Here is a 22,273-nt window from a genome sequence, read left to right on the forward strand (position 1 = left end):
TTTTATTCTCCTTGCAATGGTTCTTTTTGGATTAGCTCCACAATCGCTTTAAATCGACAATCACTAATCATAAATCGCTCTCCCACACTCAAAAACTCAATCTCACCAACTGCTTGATTATGCCATATCTGCACAAAACCTTTTTTTTGTAAATATTCTGGATTTTTTGTTAAAAGATAATTATCTAATGTATTTACTTTTTGTTTTTTATTATGAATTATTTGTTTTTTAGTAGCTAAAAGTTGCTGTGTCAAAAATTCAAGTTGTTGCTTTAAATGTTTATGTTTCTCTTGAGAATGAACAGATTTTAGTCGGTAAGTAAGAGGTTTTAGCTTTTGGTGTGAATCGAGAATTTTATTTTGCATCAGTTGTTGCAAGTTTTGTTGCAAGAAAAAGAGATATTGAGATTTTTTGCGGTATTGGTTCTGAAAAGATTGATGTAAAAACTGATAAAAATATCGGATTTTTTCTTGATGATTTTGCAAAGAAGAATGTGAAACCATTAAAGATAAGTGTGTTCTAAGATTTTGCAATCTTTGTTTTTTAAAAGAAAAATATTTCTTTATCTGTGTGGATAATTGTGTGTCCCAAGAATCTAATCGCTGAAACCATTCATATTTGTCAGGTAAAATCATCTCCATTGCACCTGATGGCGTTGGAGCACGCAAATCGGCAATAAAATCACTCAAAGGTGTATCAGTATCATGCCCAATTGCTGAAACAATGGGTGTTTTTGCATTAAAAATTGCATCGGCAACAATACGTTCATTAAAAGCCCACAAATCTTCAACGCTACCGCCACCACGTGCAAGAATCAGCACATCAGCATTCAATTTATCAGCAAAAATAATTTTGTTCGCAATATCACAAGCTGCATTCTCCCCCTGCACAATCGTTGGCACTAATGTAATCTTAAGATTATTCCAACGTTTTTTTGCAATTCTTAACATATCGTGCAAAACAGCTCCGCTCGCTGAAGTAATCAATACAATATGTATCGGAAAAATAGGTATCGGCTTTTTATGCTCATGGCTAAAGTAGCCCTTTTGTTCTAATTCTTGCTTTAGTAACTCAAGATTATGATTCAACGCCCCTACACCCTCATAGGGCTTAACTATTTGGGCTTGAAGTTGAAACTCTCCCCTTGCCTCATATAAGGTTAACTTTCCGCTTGCAAGAAGCATATCTCCTTTATTGATTTTAAAATGTATTTTTTGAGCATATGTCCTCCATATAACACATTTAATTTCAGAATCTTTATCTTTGAGACAAAAATAAATATGCCCACTACCCTGATAGGTTACGCTACTCACTTCTCCAAAAACAGCAATTTGCGGAAAATGTCCCTCTAAAATCGCTTTAGATGATTTAATAATTTCACTAACAGCTAAAGGCTTTGGCATTAAGGATTGATGAAATCGTAATGCCATTCCTATCCAATCAGCATAATAGCAACATGATTTTGTGCTTGTGCACCTTCTCTGGCATAAATCTCTTTCACCTCTCCTGAAACAGATGCGACCACTTCGTGTTCCATCTTCATCGCCTCCACAACAGCAACAACATCACCCTCTTTCACAACATCACCAACTTGTACTTTAATTTTTGTTAAATTACCCGGCATAGGCGGAACAATATGGCCTGGTGCAATCGCTTGAGGCATAGAAGTATTTTTCTTGCCCGTTGTTGTTCTTAATGTTTGCAAATCCTCCTGTTCAGACTCAATAAAAACTTCTTTTAACTCACCATCAATTCGCACAAAAAATGGACGCACACCCTCCTCTTTTGCACCGCTCCCCTCAATTTTAACCTGATATTGCTCACCATGCAATGTTACAAAAAACTCTTTTGCTAAAGGCTCACTACCATAATCCTCAAAAGTAGCAATCGATTCTGGTTCTAACCTTCCCATTGCACGTTCATCAAAATATTTCTTTGCCACCGCTCCAAAAATTGCATAAGAAATTACATCTGTCGCACTTTTTGCAAAACCCTCGCTTTCCTGCTTAGCAGTGTTTAGTTCTGGAGGAATTGCATCCGCTGGACGCGAAGTGATGCATTCTTCTCCCATTGCTATAATTTTTGCTTTCAATTCTTCTGAAACAGGTGCTGGAGTCTGCCCATACAAACCCTTAATCAGATTCTTACTTTCTGTCGTAATTTGCTTATAACGTTCCTTTAATAAAACATTCAAAACAGCTTGTGTGCCAACAATTTGGCTAGATGGCGTTACAAGTGGCGGATAACCAAAATCTTTACGCACTCTAGGAATCTCTAAATAAACCTCATCAATGCGGTGCAAAGCATTCTGCTCCTTGAGTTGATTTGCCATATTCGAAATCATTCCACCCGGAATTTGGCTCAACAAAACCCTTGTATCAATTAAATTATATTCAGATTCAAACTTCTTATACTTACGTCGATTAACTTTTAATATTTCAGCAGCTTTTTCCATCAATTCAATATCTAAACCAGTATCAAACTCTGTACCTTTTAATGTCATCACCATCGATTGTGTGCAAGGATGGCTAGTTCCTTCCGCCAAAGCTGAATTAGCTAAATCAACAATATCCACCCCTGCTTCAATAGCCTTTAAATGGCTACCAAAGGCAAATCCAGCTGTTGAATGTGAATGGAGTGCGATAGGAACGGAAATATTTTCCTTTAAAGCTTTAATCAGCTCAAACGCCACCATAGGCGATAAAAGCCCAGCCATATCCTTCAAGGCGATAGAATCACAACCACGTTTCTCTAGCTCCTTTGCAAATTTGACGAAACCCTTCACAGAATGCACAGGTGAAGTTGTATAGCAAATTGTGCCCTGTGCGTGCTTGCCTTGCTTTTTTACTTCCTCAATCGAAACTTCAAGATTACGAATATCATTTAAAGCGTCAAATATTCTAAAAATATCCACACCATACATTGCACTCAATCGGATAAACTCACGCACAACATCATCGGCATAATGACGATAACCGATGAGATTCTGCCCCCTTAGAAGCATTTGAATTGGGGTTTTTTTAAAAATCTCCTTAAATGTCGCTAAACGTTCAAAAGGATCTTCTTTAAGATAACGCAAACAAGTGTCATAAGTCGCACCACCCCAAACTTCAACACTATGAAAACCTACTTGCTCAAAAAGCTTTGCTGCTTCTATCATATCTTCTATGCGCATTCTAGTCGCAAGAAGGGATTGCTGCCCATCCCTTAAGCTATTTTCTGTAACCTTAACCATTCACTCTCCTTCACTAATCACTTTGTAATAGAGAATTGTAACAATTTAAGCTTAAAATTCTAGCCAAAGACACCACAAATCACCGCAATATTAGAATGCAGAAAATTTCGTAAACATAGGGCAAAGGGGAGGATTAAACCCTTTGTAAAAAATTAAAAATGTAAACCAAGCATCAGTTGGATAGCATCCATTTTCACTTTGTTGTCGTTGCTTTTATATTGGGGCTTTTGGTATGTATATTGCAAAGAAGTCGCCAAAGGAATAAGGCTCGGCTTTAACTTTAAACCTACAGAATACATCTGTGTATCTTCAAAAGAGCGATTGAAAGAAGAATGTGCAATGCCAACATAAGGAGTTAAGCTCAAAATTGCTAAATCAATGCGTCCACCTAACTGCCCTCCAATATTCAAGTTGCGTAAAGCCGTCCTTGAGTTGTCATCTAGAAATTGATATTGCACAATCGGTGCAACGCTAATTCCTGCCACCCCTAACCAAACGCGCCCATATGCACCAAAATAACCTTGCTGATTTGGAGAACCTCTATCTTTCCAGTCATTCTCCATAACTCCAAACGATCCGCCAAATTCTGGGCTAAACTCAAAACCAGCAATCTCCACAGCATGAGAGAAAGCATTTAAACCAAAAAATAATATAATTAAAAAATAATTTTTCATTTATTAATCTTTAGAGTTGGAAGATTCTGCATTCTCTATTTTATTTTTACCTTTATAAGTTGCATAAACCTCTGTTTTTCCTTCGGGCAAAATCAACAAGACATCATATTGTTCTTCCCTTGAATCATAATCCATTCCATAGCTCCCCATCGGCATTCCAGCAACAGCAATACCCACTGCACTAGGTCTTTCCTGCAATAATCGTCGTACTTCTTGAGGTGGCACATGTCCTTCAACCGCATAATCTCCAATCACAGCAGTATGGCAACCCATCGCCTCTTGAGGAATATGGAATTTTTCCTTAACTTCATTCATCTGTGCCGTCTTTACCTGCTCTTTAACTTCAAAACCAGTCTGCTTCATATATGTTATCCAATCTTCACAACAACCGCATTGAGGGCTTTGATAAACAACCATTGTCGCATTTTCAGACTGTGCAGATGATACTTGAGAAGAACTCGAAGAATCACTACAAGCCACCAGCAAAAAAGCACATAAAATAGAAGAACAAACTATTCTAAACACGACAAAACTCCTTAAAATATTTTCAAGTTACAATCAATAATAAAGTGGAGATTTTAGCGTTGACTTCCTTAATTTTTCTGTTTAAAATCTAACACCATAGATATAACGCATTCAATTTAACGATATTTTGCTTTTTTTACTGCCATAAATATGCTAGAATTGGGGAGTTATTTTTGGAGTTTGCAATGTCATTGTATAAAGATTTTTTCAAACCTTTTTTAGACCGCTTTTGTGCTTTTGTGCTTTTGTGCTTATTTTCGCCCATTTTACTCATTTGTGCCATCCTAATTCGCTATAAATTAGGTAGTCCTGTTTTTTTCAGACAAGAACGACCAGGTTTAAATGGTAAAATTTTTAAAATTTATAAATTCCGTACAATGAGTGACGAAAGAGATGAAAATGGAGAATTACTACCTGATGAGCTACGTCTCAAAGGTTTAGGATTATTTATCCGTAAAACTTCACTTGATGAGCTTCCTCAACTTTTGAATGTACTAAAAGGAGAGATGAGTTTTATTGGACCACGTCCATTACTTGTGGAATACCTACCCCTTTATAGTCAAGAGGAAGCAAAAAGACATAATGTTTTACCCGGAATTACAGGGCTTGCACAAGTTAATGGACGCAATGCAATTAGCTGGAATCAAAAATTTTCTTTAGACTTAGAATATGTTGAAAAAATCTCATTTAGTTTAGATTTACAAATTTTCTTTTTAACCATTAAAAAAGTTCTTATTAGGGAAGGGATTACAGAGGAAGGAAAGGCAACAATGAGCAAATTCACAGGTAGCCCTAAGAGAGTCGCACTATATGGTGCTGGAGGACATGCAAAAGTCTTAAAAGAAATAGCAGAATTAACAGGTTTTGATATTTTATGTGTAATTGATAAGCAAAAAGGTAAGCAACTTGAAAAACTTGAATCTATCACTGAAGAGGAATTTTTAGACTATAGCAAACAGCATAATATTCAAAATATTATTCTTGCGATAGGGAACAACACCATTCGTGAACAAATTTATGAACGTTTAAATAAAAACTATCACTTTCCGATTCTAATTCACCCAAAGGCTATCATTTCATCCAGTGCACATATACAAGAGGGCGTCGTTGTTTGTGCTGGAGCAATCATCAACAGCGATGCGATAATCAAGAGAGGAGCAATCATCAACAGCGGTAGCATTATAGAGCATGATAATTGTATTGATGAATTTGTACACATCTCCCCTAATGCAACACTTGCAGGGAATGTTCATGTAGGAGCAAGAAGCCATATTGGTGCCGGAAGTGTTATTAGAGAAGGTTTAAGTATTGGAGAAAATTGCACGATTGGTGCTGGGGCAGTTGTAGTTAAATCTATTCTCGATAATAAAAAAGTTGTAGGGAATCCTGCAAACCGTGAGTTATAGAGATAAGGATAAAATTATGGAATACATCATAGAATGTCAAGAGGTAGGCAAGTATTATGGGCAACACAAGGTGCTTGATGGAATCTCTTTAAAAATTCAAAAAGGCGAAATATATGGACTTGTAGGGCATAGTGGTGCTGGAAAATCTACACTTTTGCGTACACTGAATGCGTTAGAGGACTTCAGCGAAGGAGATATTCTCATTGAGAATGAAAGCGTACAAGAACTTTCAAAAAAAAATCTCAGGAAATTGCGTAGAGATATGGGAATGATTTTTCAACATTTTTCTTTACTTGCAAGGAAAAATGTTTTTGATAATGTTGCCCTACCCCTCGTATGCTGGGGATATTCTAAACAAGAAATTCAAAAAAGAGTTTTAGAGCTTTTAGAAATCGTAGGCTTAAAAGACAAAAAAGAAAGCTATCCCCACTCACTTAGTGGAGGACAGAAACAACGTGTCGCCATCGCAAGATCGTTAGCTTTGAACCCAAAAATTTTGCTAAGCGATGAAGCAACTTCAGCCCTTGACCCTTCAACAACACTCTCTATCTTAAATCTTTTAGAGGAGATTAATAAAAATCTAAATGTGAGCATTATTGTAGTTACGCACGAAATGGAAGTTGTTAAGAAAATTTGTCATTCTGCTGCATTCTTAGAATTAGGAAAAATTGTGTGTTGCGGGAATGTAGAAGATATTTTTTTAAGCCCTAATCCAAAAATGCACGCATTCTTGGGCGAAAAAAACCCACCAACACAAAAAGGTATAGGTGTCCGTATTTATTTTCCTAAAGAAATTGCACAGGAAGCAATTATCACACAAATGGCAAGGCATCTACAAGTTGATTTTTCCATCATTGGAGGAAAATTGGAATATTTTGGCGACCATATTCTAGGTTCTTTGGTAATAGATGTCCCTCATGACTTCTTAGATTCCGTCTTAGCCTATCTAAAAGAACGCAAAACTCAATGGGAGATAATTTAATGTTTGAGTGGTTAGAATTCATTGAAAATAAAACAATAATAATTTTAATTCAAGCAACCCTTGAAACGCTTTATATGAGTTTCATTAGCACCTTTTTTGCAACAATTTTAGGTTTGATTTTGGCAATTTTGCTGATTCTTTTTGCGAAAGATTCACTCTATCCGATGCCTATTGTGCATAAATGTTTAGATATTTTAATCAACACATGTCGATCGTTTCCGTTTTTAGTTTTAATTATTTTACTTTTTCCACTGACGGCATGGATTGTTGGAAAAAGCACAGGTTCGACCGCCATGATTGTACCTTTAAGTATTGGTATCGCACCTTTTATTGCAAGAATCATTGAAAATGCAATGAAAGAAGTGGATAAGGGCGTGATTGAAGCGGCAAAAAGCTTTGGTGCAAGTGATATGCAAATTATCTTTAAAGTAATGATTGTGGAAGCATTACCTTCAATTTTTTCTGGTGTTATTCTAGCATTAATTATGGCAATTGGTTTTTCAGCAATGGCTGGAACAGTCGGTGGGGGTGGGCTTGGGGCAGTTGCTGTTAACTACGGCGTCTATCGCTTTAATGTAGAGATTCTCACTTATACTGCCGTCATTTTAGTCATTATGGTGCAAGTAATCCAAAGTATTGGTGACTTTATTTATAATCATCTAAAAAAATGATATTAAAGCAATATCTACAAAAGAATCTAAATCAATGGGTCAAGGAAGGCTTGATTGATTCAGAATCTGCAGATAAAATCAGACAAAAACATTTGCAACATCGCTGGAATATAAATTCTTTATTTGCTATACTTGCATTTTTGTTTTTTGGATTAGCCCTTATTGTTTTTGTAGGAGCAAATTGGGAGGAAATTCCACGCATCTGGCGTCTTGTCCTTTTATTGGCCATCTTATTTATAAATTTGGTTTATATTGGGGTTACAAAAAATGAATCGCTAAGGGAATCTTTAGGTATTCTTGCTAATTTTTCATTTAGTGCAAATTTATTTTTAATTTCTCAAATGTATCATTTGGGCGATAATATCGTAAATGCTTTACTTATTATTTTAATCGCGTCTTTAAGTATGTCATGGTGCCTACGTTCTTATGTTGTTTTCTTGCAAAGTTATGCGGTCTCATTCTTGTGGTTCTCCAGTGCCTTAAAGTATGATGTTTTAGAATGGGGTTTTTTACTTTTAATTTTATTAGGATTTTTTATTGTCTACCGGTATCATTCCTTAGCAAAAAATACGGCTGTTCTCTCTTTTGTTAATTTTGTTGCATTACTTTATTTTTTCATTTGTATGTTTATTGTTTATGACTATGATGAAAAATTTATTATTGAATTCTTTGTTTTATCTGTTATTCTCTCACTTATCGCTAAAACTTCAATTTTTATACCCAATTCTTGGAAAATCTGTGCATTTCTTATACTTCTTATTATTCTTTTTTGTTTACAACTCATCATCTTTACTCCAAGCACATTTTTTCATATATGTTTAAGCATTTTAGGGGTTTTAAGTTATTTTTATAATCGTAATATTTTATTCCTGATTCTTGCTTATGGTATATGTTTTGGAACAGGTCTCATTATTAAATACTTTGATATACTTTCATTTAGTGGAATTACATTCTATCTCAAAATAACTTATTCCTTAATTCTAGTGGGCATAGGCATTGTTTTTATTAAGAGAGCAAATTCTGCATGGCAATATCGTTTTGGTGTAGGGTTAATTCTATCTGTTGCCTGCACACGTTATATTGAATTCTCTGATGAATATTTATGGGTTGCACTATTTTTCAGTATATTTGCAATCATTTTTCTTATTTTTTCAAAATTAAAAATAAGGTTTTCAGAATGATTCAAAACCTAAAAATACGTTTATTACTCGTTGGAATTCTATTTTGCACTCTTTTGGCTACTTCCTTTGTAAATGCTTATATTCCTTATCTCTTAGGAAAAAAATATGAGATTTGGGTAGAGGGATTTGACCCCAGAGACTTAGCGTTAGGTAATTATGTTTACTTAAACTATAATTTTAAGGAGGAAGGCAAAATATTAGACTGCAAAAAAATTTACATTCCCCTAAGGCCTGATGGGGAATACTTTTCCTTTGGAAGCCCGCAATGCGAAAAACCAGATATTTCACCCTACATCACTTCCCCGAATAATCGCAACTATTTTTCAGGCATTAACCGCTACTATACTTCCGCCACTCAAGCAAAAGACCTTGAAAATCAATTAAATATGCAAACAAAAGGTATCGCATCAGTATGGATTTATGGCGATTTTGCAAGATTAGAAACATTGATAATTCCTTAAATATCTCTACTTTAAATTTCAAATATCCATACCATTTTTTACCTCTATTGAATCAATTATAAAAGGCACAAATGCTTCTTGTACAGATAGTTGCAATGTACCAATGTGGCATTCACAAGAGGCAACAAAACTATTTGTGAAATCGACTGCTGATTGTCCAACACTCATCACATCTTTTATATGCCCTCTAATACTATCTGCATGCCATTTTGGTAATTGACTTAATGCACTTTCTAATATTGCTTTATCAAAATCAAGCGAAACTGCAAAAGTCTGCTCATCAATACATGTATTTAAGCAGATAGTAAAATCTGTTGGCGATAATATGTTTATTCCATAAAAAATCATATCATAAAAATAATACTTTCCAACAGTCAGATTCGATACTAGCTTATTTTCCAACACATATAATCCATAATCTGGATTCATTATTGCTCCTTTTGATTAGTTTTTTCTTATTAGCCATCGCTATATTTTATCATTGTAATTATCTACAATCAATAATCATTCTTTATAGTCTATCAGGTTTATTCTATAATATTACTTACTCTAATACATTAAAGGTAAATTTTTACATAAACCCTATTCCTTATTTTTCAGTAAAGATTCTCTTTTTTCTTCCAACGTAATATACAAGTCTAGTTTTTCCTCTTCCTCTTTATTCAAATGTTCATATTCTTGAGAAAGAAGGATTAATTCTTCATTGCTTGGCGGATTGTATAATAATGGCTCAATTTCTTTGCGACGCTTTTGAATTTCTTCAATCTCTCGTGGTAGAGATTCAAGTAAACGATTTTCCTTGTAAGATAGTTTTGTAATATTTTTTTGACTCCTTTGCGTTTTTGAATCATTTTGTGTTTTCTCCAATTCTTCATAATAAAAAATTTCTTTTTCTCTCTCCAAAAACTCACTAAAGCAGTGTGAAGTTTGGATAACATCACCATATCCGTCAAAAACAAGGAGTTTTTTAGCTATTTTGTCCACAAAATAACGATCATGGCTAACAATTAACAATGCTCCCTGAAAGCTTTGTAAATACTCTTCTAAAATATTGATTGTCTGAATGTCTAAATCATTTGTTGGTTCGTCTAAAATTAAACAATCATATTCTTTTGTAAAGAGTAATGCAAGAGCAATACGGCTTTTTTCTCCACCACTTAACACCCCAATTTTTTTATCCAAAAATTCTTTTGGGAATAGAAAATTTTTCAAATAGCCATACACATGCATATTCTTACCTCGCACAAATACGCGATCACCACCAAAGGGACAAAAAGTCTCTATAAGGCTTTTAGAATCATCAAGCCCTTGTTTTTGCTGGTCAAAATAACCAATTCTTAAATCTAGACCTCTTTGAAGTACTCCTTGAGTAGCTGATATTTCCCCTAAAAGCATTTTTAAGAAACTACTTTTACCGCTTCCATTCCTGCCCACAACAGCAATCCTATCTTTTTGTAAAATGCGTAAATTTAAATCTTTGATAAGATTTTTTTCGTTTATTTTTAAACTAATACATTCTAGCTCGAAAAGCATTTTTTGCCGATTTACCCCTTCTGATTGATTAAAATGTTTTTGTTCTCTTTCTAACTCTAAACGCATCTTGCGAATTAAGCTTGGATTTTTCTTTGCCTCCTCTCTTAACTCCAACAATCTTTGTTTCCTACCCTCATTTCGTTTTCTTCTTGCTTGCACACCACGCCTTAACCACTCTTCCTCTTCTTTTAAATGCTTTAATAATACTTCATATTCTTTACTCATACTGCTTAAAAGTGCTTCTTTTGCACCCAGATATTTTTGGTATCCACCCTCAAAAGAACGCAAAGTTCCGCTATCAATTTCCACGCAACGCGTCGCAAGAGAATCAATAAAATAGCGGTCATGGGAAATAAAAAGAAGTGTATATTTTTCTTTCAATATCAATTCCTCTAAGAATTCAACCATTTGCACATCAAGATGATTAGTGGGTTCATCAAGCAATAAAATATCGGGTTTTTGGAGAAGAATTGCCGCTAATGCTACACGTTTTTGTTCTCCGCCACTCAAAAGACAAACTTGCTCATTTTCATAATGTTTTAACTTAAATGCTTGCAGAATTTGGTCCAACTGATTATCCAAGTCCCAAGCATTATGATCATCTAAGAATTGGATAATCTCTTGCTGACGTTTCCAAATTTCAGTATTTTCCTTCCCTTTTGCAATCTGTTCATTTAAAAGTTCAAATTCTTCTTTTAGTTTCTTGAAAATATGCAACCGCGATTCAATCGCCTCTCTCACACTCAAGCCATTTTCAAAATCTGGTTTTTGTGGAAGCGACTGGATATCTAGCGGGGCAACACTAACCTGCCCACTATCACAAGTAATCTCACCTGTAATAATTTTCAACAAAGTGCTTTTACCGCTCCCATTGCATCCGATAATAGCAATGCGCTCACCCGCATTCACATGCAATGAAATATCAGTAAGAATTGGGGAATAATCATACTGCTTAGAAATTTGTTGTAAAGAAATTATCGCCATCAATTAGTCCTATTATTTTTGTATCATTATAACATCACTCTACATTCTAAATATTTAACTTGCAATAAGATATAATTTCACCCAAAAATTAAGGAGAAAATATGCGTTCTTATCAATTATATCAACAAGCTTTTGGAGATTACCAAACAAATTGTTATATTTTACAAAAAAAGGAAGGGGAAATTATCATTGACCCAGGTATAGGGGCAAGTGAATGGGTGAATGCTATTTGCAAGAATCCCTTAGCAATTTTGAATACACATGGGCATTTTGACCATATTTGGAGCAATGCAACACTTAAACAACAATATCCGCATATTCCCATTGTTATTCATACAGAAGATTCCTTTATGTTACAGCAGGATTGTTTTTCCTTAGGGCAACCAATATGCTCCCCAACATTAGAAATTACACAAGAAGAAAAAAGGCTAGAATTTGATGGATTCTCACTACAATACATTCACTTTCCTGGACATACGCCGGGTTGTTGCGTGATTGTTTGTGAAGATTCGATGTTTAGCGGTGACTTTATTTTTTATCGCTCTATTGGACGATATGATTTTCCCTATTCATCGGCTAAACAAATGCAAGAATCTTTACAAAAATTTAAGCAAATTGCCGAAGATAAAATCCTATATCCAGGTCATGGCCAAAAAAGTAGTATTTTTGCCGAACAGAAAAATATTGATTTATGGATTCGATGCTTCTAAAGGTATTGCTTAAGAATCTCTAGTGTAGCTAAAGCATTTTTTTGAATACTAAATTCTAGTGATCGTTGGTAATTATTTTCTTTTATTTTATTTAATATTTCTTTATTTAATAATAAATCATCGATTTTTGTAACAACGGAATAATCTTTGGGTGATTGCATTAAGAATGTGGGGTCTAAAATTTCGCCACCGCCACATTGCTTGGTTGTAATGACAGCACATTTTGCATTCATTGCCTCCAAAATAACATTCCCAAAAGGCTCATAATGAGTTGGAAAAATAAAAATGTCCGCATAGGCATAAAATCGATCTATATCGCGTCTAGCACCAGTAAAAATTACGCGTGAAGTAATATTAAGTTTTTTTGCATACTGAACATAATGCTTTAAATGTTTTTCTTTTCCTACAATGAAGAGTTTTGCTGATGGATGCTGAATGTGTGTAAACAATTCTAAAAGCTCCCAAACACCTTTGCGTTTATATCCACTCCCCACATAAAGTAAGATTGGCTCATCTGATAACTGAAATTCCTGCTTAAAATCAACCAATTCTTCTTTTTTAGGGAATTCTTTAGGAGAAATACCGTTATAAATAACGCTAATTTTTTCACTAGGTATTTGATATTGTTCCATAATATTTTGCTTAACCATATTTGAAATCGCGATTAAATGTTTTGCATTTTCAAAGCCACGTTTTTCAATCATACAATATACAAGATTGAGTGGAAGAAAATTAAAAGATTGTTTAATGGTCATATAATGTCGATGAACACCATCTCCAACACGTAATACATCTGCACAGCTGATTCTATCCAGAGAAAAATAGAATCGGTTGCGTTTTGTGTAACACATTTGCAAGTTAAACAAAAAAGCACGGATACTTGAGGCTAACCATTTTGGAATGCAAGAATGTATAATTTCATAGGATACGCCAAGTTCACCTAATTCTTGACAAAGCCTCTCCATATAAATTTCTGCACCACCAAATTCCTTTTTATTTGCACGAACGATGCAAAATTCTTTATTTTTCATCAGGTTCTTCTTTAAAAATTAATTCTCCTTTTTGATAATAACAACCATAAAAACGATTTTCCTTGAGAAGTGAAAATAAGTCTTTTAATTGAGAAATGACTTTTGCTTCAGAATACTTCTGGCTTACCATCTCAAAGCTTTGATGGACGATTTTTTCACGCATTTGATGGTCATTTAATAACCATTGTAATTGTTCACCCAAATGTTCTTCATCACACACAATATAGTGTTGATTTTCAATAAAGCCATAATCATCCATTCTTGCAAGTGGATGACACAATAACAAGGCATAGCTAGATGGAATTTCTAAATATTTACGAATAAACATATCGAGTTCACTCCCATCAGTATAGCTAATTATTGAATGTCTTAGAGCTTGATTAAAAAAATAATTAAGAAGAGAATTACTCCAATAATAACGTTTATGGTAACGATTAAGCATTTTTCTTAAACGATGCAAAAACCAAATACGATACATTCTAATGGGTAATGTTTTTGCCTTTTGATAAATTCTTTTGCGCCTAGCATAAAAAACACCAAGCACAGAAAAATCATATTTTTTTGGAATTCTTTTGGTAGAAATTTCCTCATCGCTGAGCAAATGGCGAATAGGAATAATTTGGTTATCACTGAAATATTGATTGCCTAAGGTAATATTAATTTCCATATCATTAAAGAAAAATTCCTGTTGCGGATTCTCATTCAGATAACCCCTTTGAATTCCTCCTAATAAATACCAATTTTTAGGAATTAACTCCCAAAAATTCTCCGTCTCTGAATACCAATCACTACGCAAATTTAAGCAACAAACAGGCTTTTGTATATCGCTTAAAATTTCAATAATACGCATTCCTTGTAGGATTAATTGGCGATAATTTTCGCTGTAATACTCATAATGCCCACATTTTTTGCTATTTGAAGCCACCCTTAAACTAAATAAATGTGGAAGTAGAATGTCATTTTCTTGGATAAATTCTTGACAATATTTTTGGTCATATAAATAGCGACTATCAAATATCTGACATTCAAATTGTTCTTTTAGAATATCAATAAAAATAAGTTCTGTAGGTAATCTATCATGAATTTTTTCAAAAAATAATCCTAATTTAATGTGAGACATTTAAAATCCTTCGCTTAGAAATAAGAATAGCTATCAATAAAAAAAGAGGTAATCCTGTATATAAGCCAAGTGGTACTTCTGTTAAAGAAGTGAGAAAATGACTAATAAATAAAAGCCAAAATGAATGTTTAAGAAAAGATGGGTTTTCTTTTTGTTGCTTCAAAGCATAAATAATAATTAAAGCCCATAAACAAAGATAGAAAAAAAGCCCAAAAATACCGTTTTCAATCAATAAATGCAAGAGGAGGTTATGGGCATTATACACTACAGCAAGCCTCTCGCCAAAATAAGGTAAAAAATCGATATTCCTAAACTGATCCACCCCAATACCAAAAAAATAATTCCCATGTTCTATGAAAGTCTTTAAGCCAACATGATAAATAATCCCTCTAGGTTCTTCACTATATAAAAGTTTAACCATAATATTTTCATAGTTCAACACAATAAAATAGGCCGCGAGACAAATAATTCCTCCGATAATTGATAACTTGACATATGTTGTAAAGTTCCGAATAAATAAACCATACAAGCCACACACAATCAACGCTACCCCTATGCCCATTTTACTTCCCAAATAAAGAATCATCAACAATAAAATCCCAACACCCACATAGGCAAAGCTCTGGATAAGGCGAGATGGATAGGTAATAAACGGCAAAATAAACGCTAAACATAAATTCGCGTAGATAGCTGTTGAATTTGGATTCATAAAGATATGAAAACGAGGCACCTTTGCACCACTACTATCAATCAGAAAAAAAAGTTCACTAGGAGATAGAAAATAAAATTTATATAATCCAATCAACAATAAAATAAACATTGAAACAACAAGAGGAATAACAACAAAGTGAGCAATTTCATATGAATTAAGCGGAATAAGCCGTAAAAGCAAAAAAATTGCAAAAATGCGGACTAAGGCAAAAGAACTTTTATAAGAAAAAAAATCCGTATCATTCAAAACACCACTTACAGCGACACATACCATAAAAATAATCACAACAATGCTCAATGAATCAATCTGCCAATTTTTTTGTATAGAGATATGTATAACAGCTAGAGTAAGCAGTAAGGCATAAGAAATATTCACTAATGCAGGGGCAACACTAAATGGAAATACAGCGATAAATATTGCTAAAACATATAGCAAGCAAGAATGTATATACACATTTAATTTCACTACTAAGCCTTAATAACAGTCTATTTCAATAATAGCATTTAGGGATTCTTGCTCAATATTGTCAATGGTATGTTGAATATGAATGCTCTCTCCTGATTTTAATGGTGTATCAATCAATTTTTGATTCTTAATCAAAGGCTTCAACAATCCCTGTAGTCGCTCCTTAATGTTTTTTGGAGGTACTTGAAGTGTCGTTGTAAGAATGCATGATTTTGTTTGTAATTTTCCTATATTTGTGATATTGGCATCAATAAAATAAGTAGGTGTGTATTGTAGCTTTTTTGAAGCCACCTCAATGCTGATGGGATAAAATATCTTCTTAGAGACAAGTTCTAATAAAAAAGGTGAGGCAAGAGGAATGAGGACAGCAACAAGGATAATGATCGTTCCTAGTCGCCCATTCTTGCGTAGCATAATGCCGAGTATAAAAATACAAATAAAAAGTAATAATAAGAATGCCAAAAAAAGCATTGATGGAAGATTTAATCTCCCTATATAAGGGCTAAACATGGCAAGACCATTGTGTATAATTTCCATTGTCCTTATTCCTTTTGCTTACGATTTGCTTTCTCTACCAATCCACTCACACCCATTCTTCTTTGCAATTCTGCAAAAACTCTATCTGGAGAAATACCGCCTTGCACTAATCCTACAAGCGTATGATAAAATAAATCAGCACATTCATAAATTATTTCAGACTCTTTATTATCCTTCAGTGCAAATGTGAACTCTGCAGCTTCTTCAATAATTTTTTTACCGATTTCATTATCCCCCTTTTTTAAAAGTTGTGCAGTATAGGATTCTTGAATGGGGGCAGATTTTTTTTCTAAAAGCTGATGATAGAGTGTATCTAAGACTCCATAAGTCGCAATTTGAAGTTCGAGTAAAGATTTTTCAGATTCTGGCATATCTAATGAACGAAAAAAACAGCTTCTGTGCATTGTGTGACACGCTACACCTTTTTGATGCACCTGTAATAATATTGTATCATTATCACAGTCTAGCCATATTCTCTCCACTTTTTGTGTATGGCCACTACTTTCACCCTTTCTCCAAATACGTTGTTTGGAACGCGAAAAATAATGTGCCTCTCCTGTCTGTAATGTTAAATCCAATGCTTCTTGATTCATATAAGCAAGCAACAAAACCTCTTTAGATTCAATATCTTGGGCTATTGCTGGGATGAGGGGTGTTTTTACCCAATCAATGGAATCATTATTCTCCATCACCTCTTCCTTTTATGTCTCATTGTGCCATCACAGAATTACGTTGCTTATCAACAGAATCCACCCAAATATTTGGAACTGCTCCACCGGGTGTCAAGAAAATTTTTGCATCTTTATTCATCTTGAGTGCTTCATTAAACTGCCCTTGCACTTCTATTTGGCGGAGTTGCAACAATTCTCGGCTTAGACTTTCTCTTACTGCCTGATTCGCCTTTGCCTTTGCTTCTGCCTCAATCATAATTGCATCTGCAAGTCCCTGTGCATTCAACCTTTTTGCTTCCGCTTCACCACGTGCTTGTGCCGCTACCTTTTCCGCTTCATTCTTCACTTTCTGAATCTCATTTTTCACACGATCAGCCTCTTGCTTAGCCACCTGTGCTTTTTGTATGCTTTCTTGCACACTTGGGGGAAGCAAAACAGCTTTTAAGTCAGCGGCAACAAATTGTACAGGTTGATTCTTAAGATTCTGAAAATGTTGTTGCATTAGTTGATTAATTTTGAGGCTAATCTCATCTCTTTTTCCTGGAATCTCTTCTGCCGTATAACGCCCCACAGCATTCCTTACAATTCCTAAAGTAGGTTCAATCACCAAACGTCTATCCCAGTCGGCAGTATAAAGTGAAATTGTCTCTGGCACTCTTTCTGGTGCTAAAGAGTATTGCACACTTAAATCAATAAAAACTGGCAACCCTTTTGCATCAAATGTATTAACTGCCGGACGCGAAATTGTAGCTTGGTTGCTACCCCTTGCCCCACCCTCATCACTATCTGAAAAGCTAAGAATCTTAACGCGCGTATCGACTTTATCAATGCGCTGATAACCCGGTATATAGAAATGTAAGCCCGGATATAATGGCTTCTCAAAGTCAAATTCTCCTGTTGTAACTTTAATACCCACAAAACCTTCATCAATCACTGCATAAGGGCGAACAAGTACAAAGAATAGCACAATACCAATAAAAATGTAAAGAAGGCTAAATCTTTTATCAAATACACCACTAATATCAAAAGACCCTCCCCCTCTATTTTGGTTTGGGCGACGCGGTGGTGTTGGATTTTTAGGTTCTTCATCTAAAGGTGATTTATTTGAAGAGTTTTGTTTTTTATTTTTAAGATGTTCATTTAAGTCGATAGGCATTTTATGCTCCTTAAGAAATATAGGTTAAATAATGTGCAAATTCTGAATTTTTACCCATTACAACATCAAAATAAGCATCCTGTAAGCGTTGTGTTACTTCTCCCCTACCCCCAGAACCAATAACTCTAAAATCCAATTCACGAATCGGTGTAACTTCTGCTGCTGTACCAGTAAAAAAACATTCATCAGAAATATAAATCTCGTCTCGACTAATACGTCTTTGACAAACTGTAATACCCATCTTTTTTGCAATTTCAATCACTGTTGCTTGCGTAATAGACTCTAGTGAATTATCATTTGGAGGAGTAATAAGCTCCCCATTCCTAACAATAAAAATACATTCTCCGCTACCTTCTGCTACAAAACCATTATCATCAAGCATTAAAGCCTCTTCAAAACCACACGAAACAGCCTCATATTTTGCCATCTGTGAATTAAAATAATTTGCAACAGCTTTCGCCTTACCAAAAAGTGACTTCACCGGGTTTCTAACAAACGATGAAGTTTTAACACGAATACCCTTCTTAAGCCCTTCTTCTCCTAAATAAGCACCCCACTCCCATGCCGCAATAGCAACATTGACAGGAGAGTTTTTATGATAAACGCCCATTGCACCATAACCCAAATAAATTAGAGGACGCAAGTAAACATTACCTTCAAAGTGATTTTTACATAACAATTCAATTTGAGCATTCTGTAACTCTTCTTGCGTATAAGGCACATCAATCGCGGCAATTTTTGCTGAATTAAGCAACCTTTTTGTGTGATCTTGTAACCTAAAGATGGCCAAACCATTAGGAGTTTGGTATGCTCTAGTTCCCTCAAAAACTCCATTGCCGTAATGGAGTGTATGCGTAAGAACATGAACTTTTGCATCTCTCCAAGCAACAAACTCTTTATCCATCCAAATATACTGTGATTCTTTCATAGCCAGAAACTCCTTTAAATATAGCATCCACAGGTGGGACACAAACATAAAAATATCGAGATTTTTTAGATTCACCAAAGATTAAAATTTAATAATTCTTAAAGTCCCTTATAAACCATGTTATTTTAACATGTGTTAGAAATATTTTCAAGTAGGCAAAATATGTTACATTTAGCCAATATGTTGACCTTAATAAAACTTAAATGTTTATCTGTATAGTATGAAATAATTTGGCTTACGGGTGTCTATTTTACATTCTAAGCTTCTTAGTGCTATAATGCTTGACATCAACAAAGGAGATAAAGATGATTGAAGATTTCAATAAATTTGTTACGCAGTTTCAGAGTAACCCACACTACAAAAAGCCTCTTGGTTTTGGAATTGCACGGGTAGAAATAGGGATAAAGAGCCAAAAAACACTTATTTCAACATATCCGATACTTAACTGGATAGACGAAAATTTGGGTAGTTTTGCGGTGTTAAAAACCGCTGCCACAAAAGCTAAAGAAGTTTTTAAAAGTGAAAATGAAGAGATTTTTGAGGTCAATGAAGTATTTGTTAATGAGGCACTCAATCTCTATGCACCATTCTTAAATGAAGCATTAAACAACAAAAACCAACATAAAAATATTCAGGTTTTATTGCAACTACAATCCCTGCTTGATACACCCAATGTCCATGGCAAAAGAGTAGCATTTCACTTTTGTGTCTTATATGCAGATAAACCATGCGAAAGTGTGGAGACGAGCTATATGAAGCTTTTAGCTTTGTCTCTAGGTAAAGCACCGCTAAGAAGTTTATGTCTTGATGGTATTTTTGGGCTTTTAAGCAATGTGGCTTGGAGTGGTAATACACCCTATGAATTAGAATGGTTGCGCGAAAATGAAATTGCATTAAAACTAAAGGGTGAATTTCCTGCGATTGATTTTGTGGATAAGTTTCCGCGTTATCTTATGCAAGTTATTCCACAATACGACAATATCCGACTACTTGATACTGCAAAAACGCGTTTTGGTGCATATCTTGGAAATGGTGGCTATACACAAATGCCTGGTGCAAGTTATGTTAATTTTAATGCTGGTGCTATGGGTGCATGTATGAATGAGGGACGAATTAGCTCTAGCGTGGTCGTGGGCGAAGGTAGTGATGTTGGTGGTGGTGCAAGCATTCTTGGCGTATTGAGTGGTGGAAATTCTGACCCAATTAGTATTGGTAAAAATTGTTTACTTGGTGTCAACAGCTCTACTGGAATTTCTTTGGGTGATGGTTGCATTGTTGATGGCGGAATTGCTGTTCTAGCAGGAACAATTTTTAAAATTTCACAAGAAGAAGCACAGAAATTAGCAGAAATTAATCCAAATTTTGAAATTAAAGAAAATGGGATTTATAAGGGGCGCGAACTTTCTGCTAAAAACGGAATTCATTTTAGACAGAATTCAAAAACAGGCGAGATGATTGCTTTTCGCTCAAATCGTAAGATTGAACTGAATGCAGCATTGCATTAATTTACATGGGCTTTATGGCATTAGCGATGAAACCTTAAGCCCTTATGAACATCTCCCAAAAATGCTTCAAGAAGCTATTTTAGGTGGACTTAGGATTTTTCAATTACGCGATAAATGTCATAGCGACCAAGAGATTCAACCCATTGCCTTAGAATTAATGCATATTTGCAAGAAGTCTGGTGTTCAATTTATTTTAAATGATCGCTATGCTTTAGCGAAGGAACTTGGTTGTGGTGTGCATTTAGGAAAAGAAGAATGGGAAAACTGGAAACTAGATTCCAAAAAACGAAGCAAAGAATTGAGATTCTTAGAATGCGTAGGCATTTCTTGCTATGACTCTTTGGAGTACGCAAAAGAAGCTAAAGCGTTAGGAGCAGATTATGTTGCTTTTGGTAGTTGTTTTGAATCTCCAACTAAACCACTAGCAAGATGCTTGAATTTAGATATTTTTCTTGAAGCAAGGAATTTGGAAATTCCTGTTTGTGCGATTGGCGGAATTACTCCTTTGAACGCCCATCAACTAAAAAATATTGAGATGATTGCTGTCATTTCATCACTATGGAACAATAATTTAACTAGAATGAATGCACAAAATCTTTTAAAGGCGTGGAATGGAACAACTTAACTATTATCCTGTTCGTGTCTATTATGAGGATACAGATTGTGGTGGCATTGTTTATCATGCTAACTATTTGAAGTTTTGTGAGCGAGCAAGAAGTGAAGCTTTTTTTCAAAAGGGAAGACTCCCCGAAAGTGATGAGTATAGTTTTGTTGTAAAAAAAATTGAGGCAGAGTATTTTACCCCTGCAAAACTTGGAGACTCTTTGCAAGTTTTTACACAAACGCTTGAAGTAAAGGGTGCTTCCCTATCTTTAAAGCAAGAAATATGGCGACAAGATACTCAAAGCAAAAAAGAAGAAAAAATTTTTACTCTCACTGCACTCATCGTTTGCATTAAAAATGGACACGCAGTGAAAATTCCAACAACAATGAAATCTCAGTTAATATGGAGCTAAAATGCAAAAATTGCAGTTAGAATATCCATGCAAATGGAGTTATAAAATTATTGGTAGCGATAAACAGAAAATGGAAGAAGCTGTCTTTGAAATTTTAGAAAGCAATTATGAACTTATCCCTTCAAGAGCAAGTCTTACAGGCAAATATTATAGCATAGAAATCAACACGGAAGTAAAAAGTGAAGAAGAGCGATATCGCATTTTTTTTAAACTTAAGGATTGTGAACACATCCGTTTTGTATTGTAAAAAATATCTTATTTTATGCTATAATTCCACCATTAATGACAAGGAGATATAATGAAAAGAATATTACCTATCTTATCTGTTGCAGGGCTTGCAATAGCTGGTTGTGCAGGGAATGCACTAGATACTTATCGTCAAGATTTAAACAAACGATGGACACTCTCCTCTCTGACTCAATCAGGGAAGGAAATTACACTTAACAATGAAATTAAGCAAAAGGCATTTGTTCAATTTGAAGCTACGGGTGTTCGCTTTAATGGGAATGCGGGTTGTAATAATTTCTTTGGTGGTTATGAAATCTCTAAAGAAAATGAAGTTTCTTTCGGAAATGCTGGTATGACACGTATGATGTGTGATCCTGCAAGTATGAAGGTCGAAGATACCTTGATTAAAATTTTGAATGACGGAGTCAGCCAAGCGATTATTAAAGGTGGCCAACTCACCATTAGCAGAGGTGACATTACTGCAACTTTTACCCAAGCTAAATAATGCTTACTGCCTAAGAATATGGACTCTTTGAATAAAT

The 22,273-nt window shown here is 34.7% G+C and carries 23 protein-coding genes and 2 pseudogenes; 12 read left to right on the forward strand and 13 right to left on the reverse strand.

The genetic code is table 11. The features are described 5' to 3' along the window. Window positions 1-2 precede the first annotated feature (2 nt). The 4 genes from xseA to CCZ01_RS05895 all read right to left on the reverse strand — a co-directional run bounded on the left by xseA (window position 3) and on the right by CCZ01_RS05895 (window position 4,434). Window positions 3-1,430 carry an exodeoxyribonuclease VII large subunit gene (gene xseA / locus CCZ01_RS05880; protein ID WP_112052301.1) on the reverse strand — a complete coding sequence of 476 codons (1,428 nt, stop codon included), beginning with the start codon at window positions 1,428-1,430 and terminating at the stop codon, window positions 3-5. A gap of 2 nt (window positions 1,431-1,432) precedes the next feature. After that, window positions 1,433-3,235, reverse strand: a complete 1,803-nt coding sequence (locus CCZ01_RS05885; RefSeq protein ID WP_112052302.1) for a pyruvate/oxaloacetate carboxyltransferase — start codon at window positions 3,233-3,235, stop codon at window positions 1,433-1,435. Window positions 3,236-3,387: 152 nt separating this feature from the next. Next, a complete protein-coding gene (locus tag CCZ01_RS05890; protein ID WP_112052303.1) occupies window positions 3,388-3,909 on the reverse strand; it encodes a hypothetical protein in 522 nt (173 codons plus the stop codon). 3 nt (window positions 3,910-3,912) lie between these two features. After that, window positions 3,913-4,434, reverse strand: coding sequence for a DUF411 domain-containing protein (locus CCZ01_RS05895; protein ID WP_258436847.1), 522 nt, complete (start codon window positions 4,432-4,434; stop codon window positions 3,913-3,915). 191 nt (window positions 4,435-4,625) lie between these two features. Here CCZ01_RS05895 and CCZ01_RS10825 point away from each other — a divergent pair. From CCZ01_RS10825 to CCZ01_RS05920, 6 genes and pseudogenes are all read left to right on the forward strand, one after another. Continuing rightward, window positions 4,626-5,222: pseudogene (locus CCZ01_RS10825) on the forward strand (sugar transferase); the annotation flags it as partial. 21 nt (window positions 5,223-5,243) lie between these two features. Next, window positions 5,244-5,840 (forward strand): annotated as a pseudogene (locus CCZ01_RS10830) (acetyltransferase); the annotation flags it as partial. 25 nt (window positions 5,841-5,865) lie between these two features. Next, complete coding sequence (locus CCZ01_RS05905; protein WP_181566338.1) at window positions 5,866-6,822, forward strand: methionine ABC transporter ATP-binding protein; 957 nt, start codon at window positions 5,866-5,868, stop codon at window positions 6,820-6,822. Beyond that, entirely contained in the window at window positions 6,822-7,493 is a 672-nt protein-coding gene (locus tag CCZ01_RS05910; protein WP_112052305.1) for a methionine ABC transporter permease, read from the forward strand. The genes CCZ01_RS05905 and CCZ01_RS05910 overlap by 1 nt, the downstream gene beginning before the upstream one ends. Then, a complete protein-coding gene (locus CCZ01_RS05915; RefSeq protein WP_112052306.1) occupies window positions 7,490-8,674 on the forward strand; it encodes a DUF2157 domain-containing protein in 1,185 nt (394 codons plus the stop codon). The genes CCZ01_RS05910 and CCZ01_RS05915 overlap by 4 nt, the downstream gene beginning before the upstream one ends. Further along, entirely contained in the window at window positions 8,671-9,135 is a 465-nt protein-coding gene (locus CCZ01_RS05920) for a GDYXXLXY domain-containing protein (protein WP_181566336.1), read from the forward strand. Before CCZ01_RS05915 ends, CCZ01_RS05920 begins: the two co-directional genes overlap by 4 nt. Window positions 9,136-9,153: 18 nt before the next feature. On the opposite strand, the gene CCZ01_RS05925 is transcribed toward CCZ01_RS05920, so the two are convergent. After that, window positions 9,154-9,564, reverse strand: a complete 411-nt coding sequence (locus CCZ01_RS05925) for a hypothetical protein (protein ID WP_112052307.1) — start codon at window positions 9,562-9,564, stop codon at window positions 9,154-9,156. Between the two features lie 153 nt (window positions 9,565-9,717). After that, on the reverse strand, window positions 9,718-11,652 hold the full coding sequence (abc-f, locus tag CCZ01_RS05930; RefSeq protein ID WP_112052308.1) for a ribosomal protection-like ABC-F family protein: 1,935 nt from the start codon (window positions 11,650-11,652) through the stop codon (window positions 9,718-9,720). A gap of 101 nt (window positions 11,653-11,753) precedes the next feature. Between abc-f and CCZ01_RS05935 the strand changes: the two genes are divergently transcribed. Beyond that, window positions 11,754-12,362 (forward strand): MBL fold metallo-hydrolase, encoded by a 609-nt coding sequence (locus CCZ01_RS05935; RefSeq protein ID WP_112052309.1) that lies wholly within the window; start codon window positions 11,754-11,756, stop codon window positions 12,360-12,362. On the opposite strand, the gene CCZ01_RS05940 is transcribed toward CCZ01_RS05935, so the two are convergent. The 7 genes from CCZ01_RS05940 to CCZ01_RS05970 are packed head-to-tail and all read right to left on the reverse strand — an operon-like array spanning window position 12,359 to window position 18,982. Continuing rightward, a complete protein-coding gene (locus CCZ01_RS05940) occupies window positions 12,359-13,393 on the reverse strand; it encodes a glycosyltransferase family 4 protein (protein ID WP_112052310.1) in 1,035 nt (344 codons plus the stop codon). The genes CCZ01_RS05935 and CCZ01_RS05940 overlap by 4 nt on opposite strands. Next, complete coding sequence (locus tag CCZ01_RS05945) at window positions 13,383-14,513, reverse strand: glycosyltransferase family 1 protein (RefSeq protein WP_112052311.1); 1,131 nt, start codon at window positions 14,511-14,513, stop codon at window positions 13,383-13,385. The genes CCZ01_RS05940 and CCZ01_RS05945 overlap by 11 nt, the downstream gene beginning before the upstream one ends. After that, window positions 14,500-15,690 (reverse strand): O-antigen ligase family protein, encoded by a 1,191-nt coding sequence (locus CCZ01_RS05950; protein ID WP_112052312.1) that lies wholly within the window; start codon window positions 15,688-15,690, stop codon window positions 14,500-14,502. The genes CCZ01_RS05945 and CCZ01_RS05950 overlap by 14 nt, the downstream gene beginning before the upstream one ends. Window positions 15,691-15,699: 9 nt before the next feature. Then, complete coding sequence (locus CCZ01_RS05955; protein ID WP_112052313.1) at window positions 15,700-16,227, reverse strand: DUF2393 family protein; 528 nt, start codon at window positions 16,225-16,227, stop codon at window positions 15,700-15,702. A gap of 5 nt (window positions 16,228-16,232) precedes the next feature. Continuing rightward, the gene (gene hisIE / locus CCZ01_RS05960) at window positions 16,233-16,916 is read right to left on the reverse strand and encodes a bifunctional phosphoribosyl-AMP cyclohydrolase/phosphoribosyl-ATP diphosphatase HisIE (RefSeq protein WP_112052314.1); all 684 of its coding nucleotides are present in this window, start codon (window positions 16,914-16,916) and stop codon (window positions 16,233-16,235) included. A 19-nt stretch (window positions 16,917-16,935) separates the two neighbouring features. Further along, window positions 16,936-18,054 (reverse strand): prohibitin family protein, encoded by a 1,119-nt coding sequence (locus CCZ01_RS05965; RefSeq protein ID WP_112052315.1) that lies wholly within the window; start codon window positions 18,052-18,054, stop codon window positions 16,936-16,938. Between the two features lie 10 nt (window positions 18,055-18,064). Next, window positions 18,065-18,982, reverse strand: coding sequence for a branched-chain amino acid transaminase (locus CCZ01_RS05970; protein WP_112052316.1), 918 nt, complete (start codon window positions 18,980-18,982; stop codon window positions 18,065-18,067). A gap of 305 nt (window positions 18,983-19,287) precedes the next feature. Between CCZ01_RS05970 and CCZ01_RS05975 the strand changes: the two genes are divergently transcribed. Genes CCZ01_RS05975 through CCZ01_RS05995 form a run of 5 tightly spaced genes read left to right on the forward strand, consistent with a single transcriptional unit; the run spans window position 19,288 to window position 22,236 of the window. Further along, window positions 19,288-20,487, forward strand: a complete 1,200-nt coding sequence (locus CCZ01_RS05975; RefSeq protein WP_112052317.1) for a tetrahydrodipicolinate N-succinyltransferase N-terminal domain-containing protein — start codon at window positions 19,288-19,290, stop codon at window positions 20,485-20,487. Next, the gene (locus CCZ01_RS05980; protein ID WP_112052318.1) at window positions 20,471-21,112 is read left to right on the forward strand and encodes a thiamine phosphate synthase; all 642 of its coding nucleotides are present in this window, start codon (window positions 20,471-20,473) and stop codon (window positions 21,110-21,112) included. Before CCZ01_RS05975 ends, CCZ01_RS05980 begins: the two co-directional genes overlap by 17 nt. Beyond that, complete coding sequence (locus CCZ01_RS05985) at window positions 21,099-21,503, forward strand: YbgC/FadM family acyl-CoA thioesterase (protein WP_112052319.1); 405 nt, start codon at window positions 21,099-21,101, stop codon at window positions 21,501-21,503. The genes CCZ01_RS05980 and CCZ01_RS05985 overlap by 14 nt, the downstream gene beginning before the upstream one ends. 1 nt (window position 21,504) lies before the next feature. Continuing rightward, entirely contained in the window at window positions 21,505-21,750 is a 246-nt protein-coding gene (locus CCZ01_RS05990) for an HP0495 family protein (RefSeq protein ID WP_112052320.1), read from the forward strand. Window positions 21,751-21,801: 51 nt separating this feature from the next. Then, window positions 21,802-22,236: an META domain-containing protein gene (locus tag CCZ01_RS05995; RefSeq protein WP_112052321.1), complete on the forward strand. Its 435-nt coding sequence runs from the start codon at window positions 21,802-21,804 to the stop codon at window positions 22,234-22,236. Window positions 22,237-22,273: the final 37 nt, after the last annotated feature.

The sequence above is a fragment of the Helicobacter monodelphidis genome (assembly GCF_003288845.1).
Taxonomy (GTDB): Bacteria; Campylobacterota; Campylobacteria; order Campylobacterales; family Helicobacteraceae; genus NHYN01.

What these genes read in the sequence shown, in the direction of transcription:
- xseA (WP_112052301.1), bottom strand. Translation starts at nt 1,430, where the DNA reads ATGGCATTACGATTTCATCAATCCTTAATGCCAAAGCCTTTAGCTGTT.
- CCZ01_RS05885 (WP_112052302.1), bottom strand. Translation starts at nt 3,235, where the DNA reads ATGGTTAAGGTTACAGAAAATAGCTTAAGGGATGGGCAGCAATCCCTT.
- CCZ01_RS05890 (WP_112052303.1), bottom strand. Translation starts at nt 3,909, where the DNA reads ATGAAAAATTATTTTTTAATTATATTATTTTTTGGTTTAAATGCTTTC.
- CCZ01_RS05910 (WP_112052305.1), top strand. Translation starts at nt 6,822, where the DNA reads ATGTTTGAGTGGTTAGAATTCATTGAAAATAAAACAATAATAATTTTA.
- CCZ01_RS05915 (WP_112052306.1), top strand. Translation starts at nt 7,490, where the DNA reads ATGATATTAAAGCAATATCTACAAAAGAATCTAAATCAATGGGTCAAG.
- CCZ01_RS05920 (WP_181566336.1), top strand. Translation starts at nt 8,671, where the DNA reads ATGATTCAAAACCTAAAAATACGTTTATTACTCGTTGGAATTCTATTT.
- CCZ01_RS05925 (WP_112052307.1), bottom strand. Translation starts at nt 9,564, where the DNA reads ATGAATCCAGATTATGGATTATATGTGTTGGAAAATAAGCTAGTATCG.
- abc-f (WP_112052308.1), bottom strand. Translation starts at nt 11,652, where the DNA reads ATGGCGATAATTTCTTTACAACAAATTTCTAAGCAGTATGATTATTCC.
- CCZ01_RS05935 (WP_112052309.1), top strand. Translation starts at nt 11,754, where the DNA reads ATGCGTTCTTATCAATTATATCAACAAGCTTTTGGAGATTACCAAACA.
- CCZ01_RS05940 (WP_112052310.1), bottom strand. Translation starts at nt 13,393, where the DNA reads ATGAAAAATAAAGAATTTTGCATCGTTCGTGCAAATAAAAAGGAATTT.
- CCZ01_RS05945 (WP_112052311.1), bottom strand. Translation starts at nt 14,513, where the DNA reads ATGTCTCACATTAAATTAGGATTATTTTTTGAAAAAATTCATGATAGA.
- CCZ01_RS05955 (WP_112052313.1), bottom strand. Translation starts at nt 16,227, where the DNA reads ATGGAAATTATACACAATGGTCTTGCCATGTTTAGCCCTTATATAGGG.
- hisIE (WP_112052314.1), bottom strand. Translation starts at nt 16,916, where the DNA reads ATGGAGAATAATGATTCCATTGATTGGGTAAAAACACCCCTCATCCCA.
- CCZ01_RS05965 (WP_112052315.1), bottom strand. Translation starts at nt 18,054, where the DNA reads ATGCCTATCGACTTAAATGAACATCTTAAAAATAAAAAACAAAACTCT.
- CCZ01_RS05970 (WP_112052316.1), bottom strand. Translation starts at nt 18,982, where the DNA reads ATGAAAGAATCACAGTATATTTGGATGGATAAAGAGTTTGTTGCTTGG.
- CCZ01_RS05975 (WP_112052317.1), top strand. Translation starts at nt 19,288, where the DNA reads ATGATTGAAGATTTCAATAAATTTGTTACGCAGTTTCAGAGTAACCCA.
- CCZ01_RS05980 (WP_112052318.1), top strand. Translation starts at nt 20,471, where the DNA reads ATGCAGCATTGCATTAATTTACATGGGCTTTATGGCATTAGCGATGAA.
- CCZ01_RS05985 (WP_112052319.1), top strand. Translation starts at nt 21,099, where the DNA reads ATGGAACAACTTAACTATTATCCTGTTCGTGTCTATTATGAGGATACA.
- CCZ01_RS05990 (WP_112052320.1), top strand. Translation starts at nt 21,505, where the DNA reads ATGCAAAAATTGCAGTTAGAATATCCATGCAAATGGAGTTATAAAATT.
- CCZ01_RS05995 (WP_112052321.1), top strand. Translation starts at nt 21,802, where the DNA reads ATGAAAAGAATATTACCTATCTTATCTGTTGCAGGGCTTGCAATAGCT.